General features: G+C 62.9%; 19 protein-coding genes. 2 read left to right on the top strand and 17 right to left on the bottom strand.

Annotated features, from left to right (window positions below; translation table 11 throughout):
* Positions 1-5: 5 nt before the first annotated feature.
* From pcaF to paaA, 10 genes are read right to left on the bottom strand one after another with little or no spacing between them, the layout of a single operon-like run.
* Positions 6-1211: a 3-oxoadipyl-CoA thiolase gene (pcaF, locus tag ACQUTP_RS00575; RefSeq protein WP_062913886.1), complete on the bottom strand. Its 1206-nt coding sequence runs from the start codon at positions 1209-1211 to the stop codon at positions 6-8.
* Entirely contained in the window at positions 1211-1633 is a 423-nt protein-coding gene (gene paaI / locus ACQUTP_RS00570) for a hydroxyphenylacetyl-CoA thioesterase PaaI (RefSeq protein WP_004204043.1), read from the bottom strand. Before paaI ends, pcaF begins: the two co-directional genes overlap by 1 nt.
* Positions 1623-3047 carry a 3-hydroxyacyl-CoA dehydrogenase gene (locus ACQUTP_RS00565; protein ID WP_181962747.1) on the bottom strand — a complete coding sequence of 475 codons (1425 nt, stop codon included), beginning with the start codon at positions 3045-3047 and terminating at the stop codon, positions 1623-1625. Before ACQUTP_RS00565 ends, paaI begins: the two co-directional genes overlap by 11 nt.
* Complete coding sequence (gene paaG, locus ACQUTP_RS00560; protein ID WP_004204040.1) at positions 3048-3836, bottom strand: 2-(1,2-epoxy-1,2-dihydrophenyl)acetyl-CoA isomerase PaaG; 789 nt, start codon at positions 3834-3836, stop codon at positions 3048-3050.
* 2 nt (positions 3837-3838) lie between these two features.
* The gene (gene paaF, locus ACQUTP_RS00555) at positions 3839-4606 is read right to left on the bottom strand and encodes a 2,3-dehydroadipyl-CoA hydratase PaaF (protein ID WP_057214843.1); all 768 of its coding nucleotides are present in this window, start codon (positions 4604-4606) and stop codon (positions 3839-3841) included.
* Positions 4603-5673 carry a 1,2-phenylacetyl-CoA epoxidase subunit PaaE gene (gene paaE / locus ACQUTP_RS00550; protein WP_428902322.1) on the bottom strand — a complete coding sequence of 357 codons (1071 nt, stop codon included), beginning with the start codon at positions 5671-5673 and terminating at the stop codon, positions 4603-4605. The genes paaF and paaE overlap by 4 nt, the downstream gene beginning before the upstream one ends.
* A gap of 7 nt (positions 5674-5680) precedes the next feature.
* The gene (paaD, locus tag ACQUTP_RS00545; protein WP_004204037.1) at positions 5681-6178 is read right to left on the bottom strand and encodes a 1,2-phenylacetyl-CoA epoxidase subunit PaaD; all 498 of its coding nucleotides are present in this window, start codon (positions 6176-6178) and stop codon (positions 5681-5683) included.
* Positions 6179-6189: 11 nt separating this feature from the next.
* Positions 6190-6945: a 1,2-phenylacetyl-CoA epoxidase subunit PaaC gene (gene paaC / locus ACQUTP_RS00540; RefSeq protein ID WP_096833853.1), complete on the bottom strand. Its 756-nt coding sequence runs from the start codon at positions 6943-6945 to the stop codon at positions 6190-6192.
* Between the two features lie 7 nt (positions 6946-6952).
* Positions 6953-7240 (bottom strand): 1,2-phenylacetyl-CoA epoxidase subunit PaaB, encoded by a 288-nt coding sequence (paaB, locus tag ACQUTP_RS00535; RefSeq protein WP_004224492.1) that lies wholly within the window; start codon positions 7238-7240, stop codon positions 6953-6955.
* An 11-nt stretch (positions 7241-7251) separates the two neighbouring features.
* A complete protein-coding gene (gene paaA, locus ACQUTP_RS00530) occupies positions 7252-8181 on the bottom strand; it encodes a 1,2-phenylacetyl-CoA epoxidase subunit PaaA (protein WP_004176377.1) in 930 nt (309 codons plus the stop codon).
* A 286-nt stretch (positions 8182-8467) separates the two neighbouring features.
* Between paaA and paaZ the strand changes: the two genes are divergently transcribed.
* The gene (gene paaZ, locus ACQUTP_RS00525; protein WP_085846197.1) at positions 8468-10513 is read left to right on the top strand and encodes a phenylacetic acid degradation bifunctional protein PaaZ; all 2046 of its coding nucleotides are present in this window, start codon (positions 8468-8470) and stop codon (positions 10511-10513) included.
* A 417-nt stretch (positions 10514-10930) separates the two neighbouring features.
* Here the strand turns inward: paaZ and ACQUTP_RS00520 are convergent, their stop codons facing one another.
* Positions 10931-11095, bottom strand: coding sequence for a hypothetical protein (locus tag ACQUTP_RS00520; RefSeq protein WP_032425973.1), 165 nt, complete (start codon positions 11093-11095; stop codon positions 10931-10933).
* A gap of 166 nt (positions 11096-11261) precedes the next feature.
* On the opposite strand from ACQUTP_RS00520, the gene tynA reads away from it, so the two are divergent.
* Positions 11262-13529, top strand: coding sequence for a primary-amine oxidase (tynA, locus tag ACQUTP_RS00515; protein WP_062913881.1), 2268 nt, complete (start codon positions 11262-11264; stop codon positions 13527-13529).
* Between the two features lie 2 nt (positions 13530-13531).
* On the opposite strand, the gene ACQUTP_RS00510 is transcribed toward tynA, so the two are convergent.
* From ACQUTP_RS00510 to ACQUTP_RS00485, 6 genes are read right to left on the bottom strand one after another with little or no spacing between them, the layout of a single operon-like run.
* Positions 13532-14515 (bottom strand): zinc-dependent alcohol dehydrogenase family protein, encoded by a 984-nt coding sequence (locus ACQUTP_RS00510; RefSeq protein WP_072500739.1) that lies wholly within the window; start codon positions 14513-14515, stop codon positions 13532-13534.
* 22 nt (positions 14516-14537) lie between these two features.
* Positions 14538-15356 (bottom strand): phytanoyl-CoA dioxygenase family protein, encoded by an 819-nt coding sequence (locus ACQUTP_RS00505; RefSeq protein WP_004204030.1) that lies wholly within the window; start codon positions 15354-15356, stop codon positions 14538-14540.
* Positions 15357-15380: 24 nt separating this feature from the next.
* Positions 15381-16550, bottom strand: a complete 1170-nt coding sequence (gene argE / locus ACQUTP_RS00500; protein ID WP_004204029.1) for an acetylornithine deacetylase — start codon at positions 16548-16550, stop codon at positions 15381-15383.
* Complete coding sequence (locus ACQUTP_RS00495) at positions 16543-17217, bottom strand: DUF1028 domain-containing protein (RefSeq protein WP_032455929.1); 675 nt, start codon at positions 17215-17217, stop codon at positions 16543-16545. The genes argE and ACQUTP_RS00495 overlap by 8 nt, the downstream gene beginning before the upstream one ends.
* Positions 17214-17648 carry a RidA family protein gene (locus tag ACQUTP_RS00490; protein WP_004190423.1) on the bottom strand — a complete coding sequence of 145 codons (435 nt, stop codon included), beginning with the start codon at positions 17646-17648 and terminating at the stop codon, positions 17214-17216. The genes ACQUTP_RS00495 and ACQUTP_RS00490 overlap by 4 nt, the downstream gene beginning before the upstream one ends.
* 26 nt (positions 17649-17674) lie before the next feature.
* Positions 17675-18931, bottom strand: coding sequence for a flavin-containing monooxygenase (locus tag ACQUTP_RS00485; RefSeq protein WP_043522031.1), 1257 nt, complete (start codon positions 18929-18931; stop codon positions 17675-17677).
* Between the last annotated feature and the right edge of the window lie 103 nt (positions 18932-19034).

Genomic DNA, 19034 nt, shown 5'->3' with positions numbered 1-19034 from the left:
TTAGCTCACACTCGCTCGAGGATCATGGCGATGCCCTGACCCACGCCAATACACATCGTACACAACGCATAGCGCCCGCCGCGGCGCTGCAGCTCAAGGCTGGCGCTCAGCGCCAGACGCGCGCCGCTCATGCCCAGCGGATGGCCTAACGCGATGGCGCCGCCGTTGGGATTCACATGCGCCGCATCGTCCGGCACGCCAAGCTGTCTGAGCACGCCCAGCGCCTGAGCGGCGAAGGCCTCATTCAGCTCAATCAGATCCATATCGTGGATATTGAGTCCCGCCCGCTCCAGCACTTTACGCACCGCCGGTACCGGCCCCAGCCCCATCAGCCGCGGTTCGACCCCTGCCGTCGCCATCGCCACGATACGCGCGCGCGGAGTGAGCCCCTGGATAGCGGCCTGCTGTTCGCTGGCGACGATCAGCGCCGCGGCGCCATCGTTGACGCCGGAAGCATTGCCCGCGGTAATGACGCCGCCCTGACGGAACGGCGCTTTCAGTTGCGCCAGCTGCTCAAGCGTGGTTTCCGGGCGCGGATGCTCGTCCTCGCGCACATCGCTGACCGCCCCTTTCCGGCCGACAATCTGCACCGGCACGATCTCCTGCGCCAGAATGCCATCGCGCTGGGCCTGCGCCGTGCGATGCTGGCTGCGCCAGGCGAAAGCATCCTGATCGGCGCGGCTAATATTTAACAATTCAGCTACATTCTCGGCCGTTTCCGGCATGCTGTCAGTTCCGAAGTGTTGCGCCATGAGCGGGTTCACAAAACGCCAGCCAATGGTGGTGTCAAACAGCTCCGCCTGACGCTGATACGGCGCGCTGGCCTTCCCCATCACAAACGGCGCGCGCGACATCGACTCTACGCCGCCGGCAATCAGCAGATCGGCATCGCCGGCTTTGATCGCTCTGGCGGCAAAGCCGATCGCATCCAGACCAGACCCACATAGACGGTTAATCGTGGTGCCCGGTACGGTATGCGGGAAACCTGCCAACAGCGTCGCCATATGCGCCACATTGCGGTTATCTTCGCCCGCCTGATTCGCGCAGCCGTAAATCACGTCATCGATCGCGGTCGGGTCAAGCCTGGGGTTGCGGCTCAGCAGCGCCCGCAGCGGGATCGCCGCCAGGTCGTCGGCGCGCACGCTGGCCAGCGCGCCGCCGTAGCGGCCAATCGGCGTGCGGATCCCGTCACAAATAAAGGCCTCGCGCATTAGACTTCTCCTGTGATTGTGCCGCCGATGCGGTGCGATTTGCCGCGAAACAGGGCCACAATTTTTTGCTGTTGATTAACAATTTCAATGTCGTAGACCCCGGTCAGCTTGCCCTGCTGTTTGACTCGGGCGGTGGCGACCAGCCGGTCCCCGGCAAACGCCGGGCGAAGGAAATCAATGCTGGCCGCCGAAGCCACCGCCGCCAGCCCCTGGCTGTTACAGGCGTAGGCGAAAGCGGTATCGGCAAGGGTAAATAGCTGACCGCCGTGACAGGTTTGATGGCCGTTAAGCATGTCCGGCGAGACGGTCATGGTCATCTGCGCAAAACCATCGTCCATTTCGATAAGTTCGATCCCCATCTTTCTGGCGCAGGTATCTTTTTCGTACATCACGCGCGCGTTGCGCCACGGATCATTGCTCATGGTGCTTCTCCATTAGCGCCTTCTGGCGCAACAGGGAACCGGGGCGATAGCGCTCCTCGCCATAATGGTGATGCAGGTTCTCCAGCAGGCGCAGCACGCGGCGCCAGCCGAGGCTTTCCCCCCACGCCAGCGGGCCCTGCGGGTAGTTGACGCCAAGACGCATGGCGGTATCGATATCCTGCGCGCTGGCCACCCCTTTCTGCAGTGCGTCCAGCGCTTCGTTAACCAGCATCGCCACCGTGCGCCACACCAGCAGGCCGGGATAATCGGCGATGCGCAGCACTTTCTTGCCCTGCTGCTGGAAATAGTGCACCGCTTTGTCCGTCGCCGCCGGCGCGTTGGTCGCCGCGGCGGCCAGCACCACCGTATCGCTGGCGCACAGGTCATACACCACCACCGGACGACGATGCTTAACGCTCAGCGCCAGGGCGGTTTCGCCTTCGGTCTCCAGCAACAAAAGCTCGTCCAGCTCGGTGACACTGTCACTTACCGTCATCACGGATTGCGCGCCAGTGGCGACCGGCGGCAGCGTCACCTCCGGCTGCGTCTCCGCAGGCCAGCGATAGACGCCGTGACCGCTCTTTTTCCCCAATCGCCCGGCCTGCGCCAGCTCCTGCTGCAGGAGCGATGGCAGGTAACGCCGGTCCTGCCAGAAGGCGTTAAATACCGAGCAGGTCACGGCGAAGTTGACGTCCTGGCCAATCAGGTCCGTCAGCGCCAGGGGCCCCATCGGGAAGCCGCCGCCGTCACGCAAAGCGGCATCGATAACTTCCGGGGCGGCCACCTGCTCCTCCAGCGCCCGCCAGGCTTCAGCATAGAACGGACGCGCCACGCGGTTAACGATAAAGCCGGGCGTCGAGCGGCAGCGAACCGGCCGTTTCCCCCAGCCGCTCACGCACTGGCACAACTGCTCCACCACTTCCGCAGACGTCGCCAGGCCGCTCACCACCTCGACCAGCTTCATCACCGGCGCCGGATTAAAAAAGTGCAGCCCGGCCACCCGCTCCGGGTTTTTGACCCCGGCGGCGATGGCGGTAATCGAAATCGACGAGGTGTTGCTGGTCAGCAATGTTGACGGCGAGCAGATCGCCGCCAGCTGCGCGAACAGCGCCGCTTTCACCTCCAGCCGTTCAGAGGCCGCTTCGATCACTAAATCTGCGTCGGCCAGCGCGGCTAAATCGTGGGCCGGATGCAGGCGCGCCAGCAGCGCGTCGGCCTGCTCAGGGGCCAGTTTGCCGCGCGCAACGCGCGACGCCAGACGCCCGGCGATGCCCTCAATCGCCTGGCCTACAGCCTTAGGGTTAATATCAAAAATACGCACCGGATGTCCTGCGGCAGCAGCCACTTCGGCGATGCCGGCCCCCATGGTGCCGCTGCCGATCACCGCCACGTTGGCTAAGGATGTCGTCATCATCTATTTCCCGCTGAACTGTGGTGGCCGTTTGGCCAGAAACGCGCTGACCCCTTCGCGGTAATCATCGCTGCGCCCGGCGAGGCGCTGATAATCGCGCTCCAGATCCAGCTGCGCGTCGAGACTGTTGGTTTCCGCCGCCAGCAGCGCCTTTTTAATCAGCCCAAGACCAAACGTCGGCTGGGCCGCCAGATGGCGCGCCAGCTGCAGACTGGTATCCGCCAGTTCGGCATCGTCCACCAGTTGCCAGATAATCCCCCACTGCGCGGCCTGTTCCGCGCTGAGGCTGTCGCCCAGCAGCGCCAGCCCCATCGCGCGCGCGCGGCCGGCCACCCGCGGCAGGAACCAGCTGCCGCCGCAGTCCGGCACCAGCCCGAGCTTGCTGAACGCCATCACAAACTTGGCCGAACGCGCGGCCAGCACGATATCGCAGCCCAGCGCCAGGGTGGCCCCTGCGCCTGCGGCTACGCCGTTGACCGCGCAAATCACCGGTTTCGGCAGCGCCGCCAGACGGCGTACTAACGGGTTGTAAAAGCGTTCCACCGACAGGCCAAGATCCGGCGGCGGCCCACTGGGGTCGACGTTGCGGTCATTCAGATCCTGGCCGGCGCAAAAGCCGCGGCCGGCGCCGGTGATCAGCAGGCAACGCACGCCGTCGTCGCGCTCGGCCTGCTTCAGACATTCCGCCAGCTGCTGATGCATCCGATCGTTAAAACTGTTGAGGCGGTCCGGGCGATTGAGAGTGATGGTCATGACGCCCTGTTCCACTGCGCTGAGAATGAAAGCTTCCACGATTAGCGTCCTTTAAAGTCCGGGTTACGTTTTTGTAAGAAGGCGTCGATGCCTTCGCGGCGGTCTTCGGTGGCGCTCAGCAGGCTGAACAGCTGGCGCTCCTGCTGGAGGCCGGCCTGCAGGCTCACTTCCTGCGACAGACGCAGCGACTGTTTCGCCGCCCGCAGCGCCAGCGGCGCATGGCGGGCGATGGTGGTCGCCAGTTGCAGGGCATATTCATCGGTTAACGCCGCCGGATGGACATCGCTCACCAGCCCGGCCTGCTGCGCCTGACGGGCGTCAATACTCTCGCCGCTCAGCACCATCCGGCTGGCCAGCGCCTTGCCAACGCTGCGGATCAGCCGCTGGGTGCCGCCAGCGCCCGGCATTATGCCGAGGGTAATTTCCGGCAGGCCAAAGCGGGCGTTGTCCCCGGCGACAATCAGATCGCACAGCAGGGCCAGCTCGCAGCCGGCGCCGAGGGCGTAGCCGTTGACCGAGGCGATCAGCGGTTTGGGGAAGGCATCGATACGCGCCCACAGCCGCGGGCGGATATCGTCCAGGGTCGCCGGGAGATCTTTCTCCGCCATCTCATTCAGGTCGGCCCCGGCGGCAAAGAAGCGCGGGTTACCGCTGATGACGCAGACGCTGACGTGGTTATCAGCGGCCGCGGCCTCCAGCGCCTCGGCAATCTGGGTTAATAAGGCATTGTTCAGCGCATTGCGGGCCTGCGGACGGTTGAGCGTCAGCTGCAGCACCCGGCCATGGCGGTGGATCAGCAGCTCGCTCATGCCATCCCCCGCGCGTCAAAGTCGACCACCACGTCGCCGCTGGTGGGCAGCGCCTGGCAGCTCAGCACATAACCCGCCGCCAGCTCATCCGCTTCGAGGCTATAGTTGGCGGCCATCGCCACTTCGCCGCGCAGCACTTTGCATTTACAGGTGGCGCACACCCCGCCCTTGCAGGCAAACGGCAGGTCTGCCCCCTGACGCAATGCGGCATCCAGGATGCTGTCGTCTTCGGCGCTGAGGGCGATCAGCCGATCGCGCCCGTCCTGGCGGATGGTGACCGTGCGTCCCTCCGCCTGCACCCCGGCGGCGCGCTTAACGCTGCCGCCCGGCGTATTGAAGCGTTCGAGATGAATCGATTTCTCCGCTACGCCAAGTTCACGTAACGTTGCTTCCGCCTCGTCCATCATCGTCGCCGGACCGCAGATAAAGGCCTCGTCGAAACGGCTGAAATCCAGCAGATGGTCAGCGAGCTGGCGCAGTTTGTCGCCGTCGATGCGCCCCTGCAGCAGATCGCTGTCCATCGACTCCTGGCTGAACAGATGTATCACCTGCAGGCGCTGCGGAAAGCGGTCTTTTAGATCGGCCAGCGCCTGGCGGAACATCATGCTGTGGCTGCTGCGGTTACCGTAGATCAGCGTGAAGCGACTGTACGGCTCGGTGGCCAGGGTGGCGCTAACGATCGCCATCATCGGCGTGATCCCGGAGCCGGCGGCAATCGCCAGATAGTCGCCCTGCCGTTCGGCCTGCGGCTGATAGCCGAAATGCCCCTGCGGCACCATCACCTCCAGCTCCATCCCCTGCTGGATATCGTGCTGGGCGTAGCGCGAGAAGCGCCCGCCGTCGATGGCTTTGATCGCGACGCTGATCTCTCCCGGCGTGCGGCTGCGGCAGATGGAGTAACAGCGGCGCAGCTCTTCACCGCCCAGACGGGCTTTTAGCGTCAGATGCTGGCCCGGGCGAAAACAGTATTCCGCCTGCAGGGCTTGCGGGATCGCAAAAGTGATGGTCACCGCATCGCGGGTTTCCGGCTCGACTCTCGCCACCTTAAGCGAATGGAACGTCGTCATGGCAACCTCAAATACATTTAAAGTAATCAAAAGGTTCCCGGCAGCTGTCGCAGCGATAGAGCGCTTTGCAGGCCGTGGAACCGAATTCGCTAAGCAGCGAGGTATGGGTGCTGCCGCAGCGTGGACAACTCACCTCGGCGGGCATATCCGCATGGCAGGCGTGCCCCTGCGGCGGGCTGATGCCGTACTGGCGCAGGCGCTCGCGGGCATCCTGACTCATCCAGTCGGTGGTCCACGGCGGATCCAGCTGCAGGACGATGTGGACCGGCAGATAACCATGCTCGCTCATCACTGCGCGGATCTCCCCCAGCAGATGCTCCGTCGCCGGACAGCCCGAATAAGTCGGGGTAAAGCCAATCACCCAGCCGTCGCCGTGGCGCGCGACGCTGCGCACCATGCCGAGATCGGTGATGGTCAGCACCGGTACTTCCGGGTCCGGGATCGCGCTTAACAATCCCCAGATAGCGCGCACCTCGGCGGGAGCGATGTCATCTAAACGTTGCATCTTCTCCTCCCTTACCACTGCAGGCCGGGATGCGAACGCTGCAGATATTGCATCTCCGCCAGTAGCGGGCCGAGATGTTCACTGTGCAGCCCCTGTTTGCCGCCGCTGCGGAAGGCCGCTTCCTGCGGGATCGATAAGCCTGAGTCAAGCAGCGCGGTATGCACGGTGCTTTGCCATTCGGCCTGAAGCTCGCGCGGATCAACCGCAATGCCTTGCCCGACCAGGCTGAGCTCCAGGTCATCGGCAAGGAACAGTTCGCCGGTGAAGCGCCACAGATTGTCGACCGCCTGCTGCATTTTGCGATTTGATAATTCGGTGCCGTTGCCAAGACGCTCCAGCCAGCCACGGCTGAAGCGCTGGTGGTAACGCACTTCTTTCAGCCCTTTAGCGGCAATTGCCGCCAGCTGCGCATCGCGGCTGTTCACCAGCCGGCTGTACAGGGCGACGTGCCAGACGTCGATAAAGAACTGGCGGGCGATGGTGTCGGCAAAATTGCCGTTGGGCTGCTCCACCAGCAGCAGGTTGCTGAACTGGCGCTCATCGCGGCCGAAGGCCAGGGTATCTTCGTCGCCGCAACCGTTAAGCTCGGCGGCATAGCTTAAAAAGTTGCGCGCCTGGCCGAGCAGGTCGAGGCCGATGTTGGCCAGCGCAAGATCGATCTCCAGCTCCGGGGCATGGCCGCACCAGGCGCCTAAACGCTGGGCCAGCACCAGACCATTGTCGCCAAGCCGCAGGGCGTAGGTGGCGATGGGATTCGGGTTATTCATCGCCGCCTCACATATGTTCCATGCCGTCCGGCACGGTATAGAAAGTCGGATGGCGGTAGACTTTGCTTTCCGCCGGGTCGAAGAATTCGCCGCGCTCTTCCGGCTGCGAGGCAACGATTTCGCTGGCCTTCACCACCCAAATTGAGCAGCCTTCGCTGCGGCGGGTGTAGGCGTCGCGGGCGTTTTCCAGCGCCATTTGATCGTCGGCGGCATGCAGGCTGCCGACGTGACGATGGGAAAGCCCCTGTTTGCTGCGAACGAACACTTCATATAACGGCCAGTAAACTTTGCTCATGTTGTCTCTCCTTATGCCGCGCTGCGGGCCTGCTGTTTTTGCGCATGGGCCAGCGCGGCTTCGCGCACCCATTCGCCCTCTTCCCAGGCCTTACGCTTGGCGGCCAGGCGTTCGTGATTGCAAATCCCACGGCCGCTAATCACCTCGTTAAATTCCTGCCAGTCGATTTCGCCGAAGCGGTAGTGGCCGCTGGCTTCATCAAACTGCAAATCCGGGTCCGGGACGGTCATACCGAGGATCTCCACCTGCGGCACGGTGTTGTCGACGAAGCGTTGACGCAGCTCGTCGTTGGAGTGCAGTTTGATTTTCCACGCCATGCTGCGGGCGCTGTTTGGCGAGTTGTCGTCGTTGGGGCCAAACATCATCAGCGCTGGCCACCAGAAGCGGTTAATGGCGTCCTGCAGCATTTGCCGCTGCGCGTCATTGCCCTGCGCCAGCGCCATGCAGGCTTCGAATCCCTGGCGCTGGTGAAAGCTTTCTTCTTTGCAGATTTTGACCATCGCCCGGGCATAGGGCCCGTAGGAGGTCCGGCACAGCGCCACCTGGTTGACGATAGCCGCACCATCGACCAGCCAGCCGATCACGCCGATATCCGCCCAGCTCAGCGTCGGGTAGTTAAAAATGGAGGAGTATTTCATCTGCCCGTCGAGCATCTTCTGATACAGGTCTTCCCGGGCGCAGCCAAGGGTTTCCGCGGCGCTATAGAGATAGAGCCCGTGTCCAGCCTCATCCTGTACCTTAGCCAACAGGATCGCTTTGCGGCGCAGCGTCGGCGCGCGGGTGATCCAGTTGCCTTCCGGCAGCATACCGACGATCTCCGAGTGCGCGTGCTGGCCTATCTGCCGAATCAAGGTCTTACGGTAGGCATCCGGCATCCAGTCCTGCGGTTCGATGGCCGTTTCCTGCGCGATGCGCTGGTCAAAGCGTTGTTCTTCTGTCACGTCATCACCTTTATGATTCCGATATTCACAAAAAAAACATTAATGTGAATCACTTTGTTTATTGAAGGTTACATATTGGTTAAATAAAACCACAAATTTTGTTTGCTCTTTTTGTGATAATCTCCGCAAAACCTTTTGTAAACCACAACAAATACAGTAAGTTAAGCATAATGTGTAACGCAATCGCGATCACAATGTTAATAATTTATTAAATGCGGGCTTGCATTTTATGATTCATAAAAGAACTATTTATAGATATCACACGTAACACATTTGGAGATTTGCGATGCAGCAGTTAGCCAGCTACTTATCCGGCGCCTGGCAGACCGGCCGGGGCCGCGCCCGTACTATTCATCACGCCATCACCGGCACGGCGCTGTGGGAGGTGACCAGTGAAGGTCTGGATATGGCGCAGGCGCGCCGCTTCGCGATTGAGCGCGGCGGTAAGGCGCTGCAAGCCATGACCTTTATTGAACGCAGCGCGATGTTAAAAGCGGTAGCGAAACATCTGCTGGCGCAGAAAGACCAGTTCTACGCCATCTCGGCGCAAACCGGCGCCACCCGCGCCGACAGCTGGGTGGATATCGAAGGCGGCATCGGCACCCTTTTTACCTATGCCGGGCTCGGTAGTCGCGAACTGCCGGACGATATCCTGTGGCCGGAAGACGAGCTGATCCCGCTCTCAAAACAGGGCGGTTTTGCCGCGCGTCATGTGCTGACATCAAAATCAGGCATCGCCGTCCATATCAACGCCTTCAACTTTCCCTGCTGGGGAATGCTGGAAAAACTGGCCCCCACGTGGCTGGCCGGTATGCCAGCTATCATTAAACCGGCCACCGCTACCGCCCAGCTCACCCAGGCAATGGTGAAAGCGATTGTCGACAGCGGCCTGGTGCCGGAGGGCGCCATCAGCCTGATTTGCGGCGGCGCGGGCGATCTGCTCGACCACCTCGATAGCCAGGACGTGGTGACCTTTACCGGCTCTGCCGCCACCGGCCAGCAGCTGCGGTCGCACCCCAACCTGGTGGCCAAATCGATTCCCTTTACCATGGAAGCGGATTCGCTCAACTGCTGTGTGTTAGGCGAAGACGTCACGCCGGAGCAACCGGAGTTCGCGCTGTTTATCCGGGAAGTGGTCCGCGAGATGACGGCGAAAGCCGGACAAAAATGTACCGCTATCCGCCGCATCATCGTCCCGCTGGCGCAGATCAATGCGGTTAGCGATGCGCTGATCGCCCGCCTGCATAAAGTGACCGTCGGCGACCCGGCGCAGGAAGGGATTAAGATGGGGGCGCTGGTTAATCACGAGCAGCGTCGGGACGTACAGGAGAGCGTCAATAAACTGATTGCCGCCGGCTGCGAAGCGCTGCTTGGCGGACAGGCGGACCTCAGCGCGGCCGGAGCCTTTTTCCCGCCGACGCTGCTCTACTGCGCGCAGCCGGATGAAACCCCGGCGGTTCACGCCATTGAAGCCTTTGGCCCGGTGGCGACCCTGATGCCCTACCAGGACCGCCAGCATGCGCTGACGCTGGCACGCGCCGGCGGCGGCAGCCTGGCGGGGACGCTGGTTACCGCCAGCGGCGAACTGGCGCGCGAGTTTATCCTCGGCGCCGCCCGCGCGCATGGTCGTATTCAGATCCTGAACGAAGCATCCTCCGCAGAATCAACCGGCCACGGTTCGCCGCTGCCGCAGCTGGTGCATGGCGGCCCCGGCCGCGCCGGCGGCGGAGAGGAGCTCGGCGGACTGCGTTCGGTGAAACACTATATGCAGCGCACCGCCGTCCAGGGCAGCCCAACGATGCTGGCGACCATCGGCCAGCAGTGGGTACGCGGCGCCCAGGTGAGCGAAGATCGCATTCACCCGTTTCGCAAATATTTCGAAGAGATCCAGCCCGGCGACAGTTTGCTGACCCCGCGCCGTACGCTGACCGAAGCGGATATCGTTAACTTCGCCTGTCTGAGCGGCGACCATTTCTACGCCCACATGGACAAAATCGCCGCCGCCGAGTCGATTTTCGGCGAGCGGGTGGTCCACGGCTATTTCCTGATCTCCGCGGCGGCCGGTCTGTTCGTCGATGCCGGCGTCGGGCCGGTTATCGCCAACTACGGCATGGAAAACCTGCGCTTTATTGAGCCGGTCAAACCGGGCGACACTATTCAGGTTCGCCTCACCTGTAAGCGGAAAACGGTCAAGCGGCAGCGCAGCGCTGAGGAGAAAGCCACCGGCGTGGTGGAATGGGCGGTGGAGATTTTCAACCAGCACCAGCAGGCGGTGGCGCTGTATTCCATTCTCACCCTGGTGGCGCGCCAGCAGGGGGATTTCCCGGCGTAATGGCGGAAAATAGACCGCTGGCGCTCTGTTGGCCGGTCCTTGAGCTATTGCTTCTGCAATCGGTTTGCAACGGTTTCGCCCCGGGAAAACGTTTGTTCTGTGTGATTTATCTCAAGGCGCAGGGGGCGAAAACAGCTACCGGACAGATCCTTCTCCCTCCGGTAGAGGGTCAGGGTGAGGGGAAGTACTGAAGTGTGGTTCTTTATGTTATCTGTGGCTTCAGCGCACATTGCGCTCCCGGTTAATTTTTCTTCATTCTGTTTTCCGTGGCGCAGGGAGCGCACAGGGGGCGGCCAGTCGCCGCCGCCCCCCTGTACCCCCGGCTCCGGCCAGCAAAATCGCCGCTGCGCGGTCCCTTCGACTTATCCCTGCAGGCTTCGGGTCGGGCCGAGGTAGCGTCCATGCAAAACACGGCCCTCAGCCCGCATCCATGCGGGCTGCCCCGGCCTGCCGGGAACGTCTCAGCGATTTTGAGGCCGCCAGCACCGGCAGTTTCAGCGGCCCCAGCGCTAGCGCCAGCAGTGATTTGGGACTGTAGGCCGGGTAAGGCGTTAGCCGCCACCCGGCAAAAAATCGGCGCACGTGTTCAATGCCTCTGCGGAGGCATTTTTTACGTCCCTCTGGCAAAACTGACAAATAACCTGGCAAGAGCAAACAAACGCTACGGCGCCGCGGGCTGGTAGCTTAAGGGTGACAAAGCCGACATTCGCAGCGGCATAAGACAACACAACAATAAGATGAGGTCACAATGGCAAACGGCTTGAAATTTTCTCCTCGTAAAACCGCACTGGCTCTCGCTGTCGCGGTGGTTTGCGCCTGGCAATCACCGGTCTTCGCTCACGGTAGCGAAGCCCACATGGTACCGCTGGATAAAACGCTGCAGGCGTTCGGCGCTGACGTGCAGTGGGATGACTATGCGCAAATGTTTACCCTGATAAAAGATGGCGCTTACGTCAAAGTGAAGCCCGGCGCCAAAACGGCGATCGTCAACGGTAAATCCCTTGACCTACCGGTGCCGGTGGTGATGAAGGAAGGTAAAGCCTGGGTCTCCGATACCTTTATCAACGACGTGTTCCAGTCCGGTCTCGACCAGACCTTCCAGGTGGAAAAACGCCCTCACCCGTTAAACTCGCTCTCGGCGGCGGAAATCAGCGAAGCGGTGACCATTGTCAAAACCGCGCCGGAGTTCCAGCCGAATACCCGCTTTACTGAGATTTCCCTGCACGAGCCGGATAAAGCGGCGGTATGGGCCTTTGCCCTGCAGGGAACGCCCGTTGATGCCCCCCGCACTGCCGATGTGGTGATGCTCGATGGCAAACATGTCATTGAAGCCGTCGTCGATCTGCAAAACAAAAAAATCCTCTCATGGACGCCGATCAAAGGCGCGCACGGCATGGTGCTGCTCGATGATTTCGCCAGCGTGCAGAACATCATCAACGCCAGCAGCGAATTCGCGGCGGTGCTGAAAAAACACGGTATTACCGATCCTGGCAAGGTGGTCACCACCCCGCTCACCGTCGGCTACTTCGATGGCAAAGATGGCCTGCAGCAGGATGCGCGTCTGCTGAAGGTGGTCAGCTATCTCGATACCGGCGACGGCAACTACTGGGCGCACCCGATTGAAAACCTGGTGGCGGTGGTCGACCTGGAAGCAAAGAAAATCATCAAAATCGAGGAAGGCCCGGTGATTCCGGTGCCGATGGAACCGCGTCCGTATGATGGCCGCGACCGCAACGCCCCGGCGGTGAAACCGCTGGATATTACTGAACCGGAAGGCAAAAACTATACCATTACCGGGGATACCATTCACTGGCGGAACTGGGATTTCCATCTGCGTCTTAACTCGCGCGTCGGGCCAATCCTCTCGACGGTGACCTACAACGATAACGGCAAAAAACGCCAGGTGATGTATGAAGGTTCGCTCGGCGGGATGATCGTCCCCTACGGCGACCCGGACGTCGGCTGGTATTTCAAAGCCTATCTGGACTCCGGCGATTACGGCATGGGCACCCTGACCTCGCCGATTGTACGCGGCAAAGACGCGCCGTCGAATGCGGTGCTGCTGGATGAAACCATCGCCGACTACACCGGCGCGCCGACCACCATCCCGCACGCCGTCGCCATATTCGAGCGCTACGCCGGGCCGGAATATAAGCACCTGGAGATGGGCAAGCCCAACGTCAGTACCGAGCGCCGGGAGCTGGTGGTGCGCTGGATCAGCACCGTCGGCAACTACGACTATATCTTTGACTGGGTATTCCACGACAACGGCACCATCGGCATCGATGCCGGCGCCACCGGGATTGAGGCAGTGAAAGGCGTGCTGGCGAAAACCATGCACGACCCGAGCGCCAAAGAAGATACCCGCTACGGAACGCTGATCGACCATAATATTGTCGGCACCACCCACCAGCATATCTATAACTTCCGCCTCGACCTCGACGTGGACGGCGAAAACAACACCCTGGTGGCGATGGACCCGGAGGTGAAGCCCAACACCGCCGGCGGCCCGCGCACCAGCACCATGCAGGTGAATCAGTACACGATTGACAGCGAACAGAAAGCGGCGCAGAAATTCGACCCGGGTACGATTCGCCTGCTGAGCAACACCAGCAAAGAGAACCGCATGGGTAACCCAGTCTCTTACCAGATCATCCCTTACGCTGGCGGCACCCATCCGGCGGCGACCGGCGCCAAGTTCGCCCCCGACGAGTGGATCTACCATCGTCTGAGCTTTATGGATAAACAGCTGTGGGTGACGCGCTACCACCCGAGCGAACGCTATCCGGAAGGCAAATACCCCAACCGCTCCGCTCACGATACCGGGTTAGGCCAGTATGCCAAGGACGATGAGTCGCTGACGCACCAGGATGACGTGGTGTGGATCACCACCGGCACCACCCACGTGGCGCGCGCTGAAGAGTGGCCGATCATGCCAACCGAATGGGCGCACGCCCTGCTGAAGCCATGGAACTTCTTTGACGAAACGCCGACCCTCGGCGAGAAGAAACAGTAATCTCAACCCACGGTGAAATCGAGCAGGATTTTACCGCCTCTTCCCGGCTGGCCGGCGGCGGCAATCGCCTCGCGCCAGTCGTTCAACGCCACCCGCTGGGCCGGCGGTTGCGTAGTCGTCGGCAGCCGCTGCCAGATCTCATCGAACGCCGCCCGCCATGCCGCCACGCTGAGGCCAGGCAGCGCCTCCCGCAGATGAAACTTGCGCACCGCCGCGCTGGCGCGCGTCTGGATCAACGGCCGCCCGGATAATAAGCCGTAGGAGACCAGGGTCGACGACGCGGGCAGCACCGACAACAGCGTGTTCCCCAGCTCCCCGCCCACCGCGTCAAACACCAGATCGCTGTGCTGGCTGACCTTCTCCACCAGCGCCCGGTCGGCGTCGAGGATCGGATAGATCCCGGCCTGCTCCAGACGCGCCCGATGCTGCGGCGAGCGAATAATCCCGCTTACCGAACGGGCGCCCATGGCCAGCGCCCACTGCCCCAGCAGGCTGGCGCAGGAGGAGGCGGCGGCGGTCAGCACGATCTGTTTCCCGGCAACCGGCCAGCGACTGAGCATCAGCATCGCCGTCAGCGGATTGATATACCCGCGGGCGGCCAGCAGATCGTCCACCGCCGGGGGAACCGGCACCAGCCAGGTCTCATCGAGATCGATAAACCGTTGCCAGGTGCCGCCCCCGCGCAGGGGCAGCACCCGCTGGCCCGCGGTCAGCCGGCTGCCGAATGGCGCGGCGACCACCTCGCCAAGGCCTTCGTAGCCGGGGACGGCCGGCAGTCGGGTACGGTGGCGATAGGCGCCGGTGATGGGGATCAGATCTGAAGGATTCACCGGGGCATAGCGCATCCTGACCCGCACCCGTCCACCGGCCAGCGGCGCCAGCGGGGCGCGTTTCAGCGTTAGCACCGCGGCCGGCGGCCCGTAGCGGTCATAAACAATGGCGTCGTTGAACATCGACTGGCTCCAGACAACGAAAGACGGGATCATAGCAGATCCCGTCCGAAGCCGCTTACGCTGGTGGCCAGACCTGGGGGAACAGTGGAGAATCCAGCGGGTCGCCGTCCCGCAGGGTCAGCTCGGGGAACGGCGGCGACGTCACGCCGCCGCGGTCGGCAAAGGCGGCGTCATCCCCCACCCAGCGGGCGGAGAAGACCCGTCGCGCCCGCGCTCCAGGGTTGCCGCGGGCGCCATGGACGGTGCGAAAATGAAAGGCCACCGCATCCCCCGGCTCCAGCGCCCAGCTGACGATATCGTACTCGTCCTCATGGGCGTCGATATCCGGCAGCGCGCTGAACCGGGTGTGCTCGTAGAGCCTGGTGCCATTGAAGCGGGTGGGACTGTACTCCGCCTCCCAGCGATGCGACCCGCGAATGCAGCGCAGCGAGGTGGCCTCTGCTACCGGGTCCAGCGGGATCCAGAAGCTGACGTTCTGTCGGCCGGAGACGCAATAGTAAGGCTGGTCATGATGCCAGGGGGTGACTGTGCTGCCCCCGGCGGGTTTGACCAGCGTATGCTCATGGAAAAATTTCGCCGTCTGCGACTGCATCAGCGCCGCGGCGATTTCGGCGGCGGCCGACTGGAAGACAAACTCGCTAAACGCCGGGATCCGCGACCAGTTGCAGTAATCCTGAAAAAAAGGCGGCGAACCATCTTTGGGGATCACCGTGCGCGCATGACCATATTCGCTGGGGCTGGCCATCAGCGCCGTGACCCCCTCGGCGAGGCGCTCAACCCAGGGGGTAAAAACGCCCTTCAGTAATACCACGCCATCCGCCTGCCAGCGGTCGACTGTCGCTTGATCGATATGGTGAGAGTGTTGGTTGTGCATCGCTTGGGTTCCTGTGTGGGTGGATCAGGTAAGCGGTTCTGCGGGCTCGGCGCGCATCCACGCGCAAAGCTGGCCCAGCATCGCCATGCAGCGTTCGGTCTGGTCGATGCTGATGTACTCATCGGCCTTATGGCCCTGGGCCATGCTGCCCGGCCCGCAGACCAGGGTCGCGACGCCCATCTCGTCGAACAGCCCCCCTTCGGTGCCGAACGCCACGGTGGAAAACCGATCGCTGCCGCACCACTGCGCCAGCCAGCGGGCGAAGTCGGACTGTGGATCGCTGAGCAGCGGCGGGTAGTGGCTCAACAGCTGAAACTGGATGTCGCTTCCGCCGCCGACCCGGCGCATCTCCGGCAGCAGCCGGCGGCGGGCGTAGGCCGCCAGCGCTTCGGTAACCGCTTCGGGACGCATCCCCGGCAGGTAGCGGATTTCAAAATCAAAGCGACAGGACTGCGGAACGATGTTCAGCGCGGCGCCGCCCTGAATGGTGCCCACCTGCAGGGTGCTGAAAGGCGGCGAAAAGCGGCTGTCCAGCTGCCGGGCCAGACGCTCGCCCAGCCGATCCAGGCGGTTGATCAGCCTGGCCGCGTAGCGGATGGCGTTCACCCCCTGCGGGGCATAGGCCGAATGGCAGGCCTGGCCCTCAATGCAGCAGCGCATGGCCAGTTTGCCTTTATGACCGAACACCGGCTGCATCTCCGTCGGCTCGCCGATGAGGCACAGCGCCGGTTTCTCCGGCGAGGCCTGCAGAAAATCCACCAGGCTGCGCACGCCGAGGCAGCCGACCTCTTCGTCATAGGAGAAGGCCAGATGCAGCGGCATCCGCAGCGGCGCCGCCAGAAAGTCATCCACCGCCGCCAGCACGCAGGCGAGAAAGCCCTTCATATCGGCGCTACCGCGGCCGTAGTAGCGGCCATCGCGCTCGGTCAGGCTGAACGGCGGCACGCTCCAGTCCTGCCCGTCCACCGGGACCACGTCGGTATGGCCCGAGAGCATCACCCCGCCGCCGCCGGACGGCCCCAGCCGAGCGTAGAGATTGGCCTTTCCCCCCGACGGGTCATAAAAGCGGCGGGACGCCACGCCGCGGGCGGCGAGAAAATCGGCGATCCAGTCGATCATCGCCAGGTTCGAATGGCGGCTGGTGGTATCAAAGGCCAGCAGCGCGGCAAGGATCGCTCCCGGCGTGTTATTCATCGCCAGGCACGCCATAGGCCGGCGCCTCGCGCGGGTCGAGCGCCCGGGTAATATAGGCCTCCATTTGCGGCTCCCACGCCAGCCACAGCTGCTCAAGGGCCGCCAGCGGATCCGCTTCCGCCCAGTCAATGCGCAGGTCGACCACCGGCCACGGGTAATCGTCCACCACCTTCACCGCCGCCGAGTGGACCGGCCCGGCCTCGCCCCCGGCGACGATCCCGGCGCGCAGTCCGGCCAGCAGCCGGCTGGTCAGCTCACCGGTGGCGGCCTCAAAGGCGCCCACCATCGCAGCGATTACCCCCTCACTGGCCAGCATGTTGCCCGCCGCCACGCAGTTATCCCCCGCCAGGGCGCCGCCGATCCCGAGGGTGAATTCCCCGCTGAACACCGCCGTGTCGCCGTTGGCGTCAATCGCCGCGACCTGGCGATATTCGCGGAAGCGATCCTCCGCCAGCGCCTGCTTCAGGGCCTGCTCAACGCTGGCTCCCGCTTCGAGCGCGCTGAGGATCTGCGGCCCCAGCGACGGCAGGGTAATGTTCTGGCTGGAAACCGCCCCCACGCCGGGCAGCAGCCACGGACAGCGCGACCCGACGGCCATGCTCGATGAACTAATGGCGATGCCCAACTGACCCGTTTCCGGGCAACGGGCGGTAAGGGAAAGGGTCATTCTGCCGCCTCCCCCTGCCAGTCGTCAGGGATCACCGCCGTGACGTCAATCTCCATCAGCCACTGCGGCTGCGCCAGGGCCGACACCACCACCCCGGTGGAGATGGGAAAGACCCCTTTCAACCATTTTCCCACCTCCTGATAGACCGGCTCGCGATAGCGGGGGTCGATCAGATAAGTGGTGGTCTTGACGATATGCGAGAGGTCGCTGCCGGCCTCTTTCAGCAGCTGCTCGACATTCTTCATCGCCTGTTCCGCCTGGGCTCGCGGGTCGCCGAGGCCGATCAGGTTGCCGGCGAAATCGGTGCCGACCTGGCCGCGAACGTAGACAGTATTCCCGGCCCGCACCGCCTGGCACAGATCGTTGTTCAGCGCCTGGTTCGGGTAGGTCTCTTTGGTGTTAAACATGCGAATACGGGTATGGGTTGGCATCAAAGCACTCCTTCAGGAAACGGTTATCAGGACGGCTGGTAACGCTGATACTGGCGCTGAATGGCGATCTGGTCGGCAATATATTTGGCATCGTGCCAGACGCCCCAGATAAAGGTGGACCCGCGCCGCGACAGCCACGGCAGGCCGAGAAAATAGACCCCCGGCTCCGTCGACACGCCGCGGTGATGCTGCGGCCGCTGCGCGTCATCGAAGGCGTTGACCTTCAGCCAGCGATAGTCGGTGGTATATCCGGTCGCCCAGATGATGGCGCCGATCCCGGCCTCGGCCAGGTCGAGGCTAAGCAGCGGGTCGCTGACGCAGGCCGGATCGGGCAGAAACTCACGGGCGGAGGGCTCTTCAGGCAGATCAGAACCGTTGCGCGCTACCCAGTCGTCGGCGGCGTCGAGCAACGCAAGATAAGAGGCATCGCCGCGGCGGATATTCTCCGCCAGGTCGGGGTGGAACAGCGCCCTGGCGCCGTCAAAGCCGCGGGTCTGCCCCACCAGGGTGACCCCCTGATGCGCCAGTTGGCGAAAATCGACGGTATGGCCGCCGCGCGCGCCGCTCACCGCGATAGTGACATGCTCTTTCCCCGGCGCATTGGCCGCGGCGTCCCACATTCCCAGCACCCCGAGCCACCAGCAAAAATCGCGCTGGCGATAGCGACGCGGCGGCCGGTCGTGCGCCCCCACCGACAGCCACACCGCGCGTCCGGCACGCTGCAGCTCATCGGCAATCTGGACGCCGGAGGAGCCGGCCCCCACCACCAGCACGCCGCCCTCCGGCAACTGCTGCGGATTAAAATAGTGCGCCGAGTGGAGCTGCTGAATAGCCGGACTCTGCGGGGCGATGGCCGGGATCGTCGGGCGCTGAAAGGGTCCGGTGGCCGCTACGATCCGCTGCGCCTCAATCACCCCCTGGGAGGTGTCGACACGAAAGCCCGGTCGCCCGGCGAGGCGTTCGGCGCTGTACACCTCCACCCCGGTACGGATCGGCGCATTGAAGCTGCGGGCATAGGCGGCAAAATAGTCCGCAACCTGCTCTTTGCCGACAAAGCTATCCGGCGGGCAGTCCGGGAACACCATCCCCGGAAACCGATCGTGCCAGGCCGGGCCGTTGGCCACCAGCGAATCCCAGCGCCCGCTGCGCCAGGCCTGGGCAATACCCTGTTTCTCCAGCACCAGGTGGGGAATATCCAGCCGGGTCAGATGCTCGCTCATGGCGACGCCCGCCTGCCCCGCGCCGACCACCAGGGTATCGATCTCGGTTATCTGTTCAGTCATTTCTCTATCCTTCAAGCACAGTTGCCGACGAGGTCGCCGGAATTGACGGCTTTCAGGTTATTTAACTGTGACGAATTGGTAAAATATTATAAAACGATCGACT

This window comes from Klebsiella sp. 2-CIP_Kleb. (assembly GCF_050378715.1).
In the GTDB taxonomy this organism is placed as follows: Bacteria; Pseudomonadota; Gammaproteobacteria; order Enterobacterales; family Enterobacteriaceae; genus Klebsiella; species Klebsiella quasipneumoniae.
The sequence above is the reverse complement of the archived record's forward strand: the minus strand, read 5'-3'. Positions and strand labels throughout refer to the sequence as shown.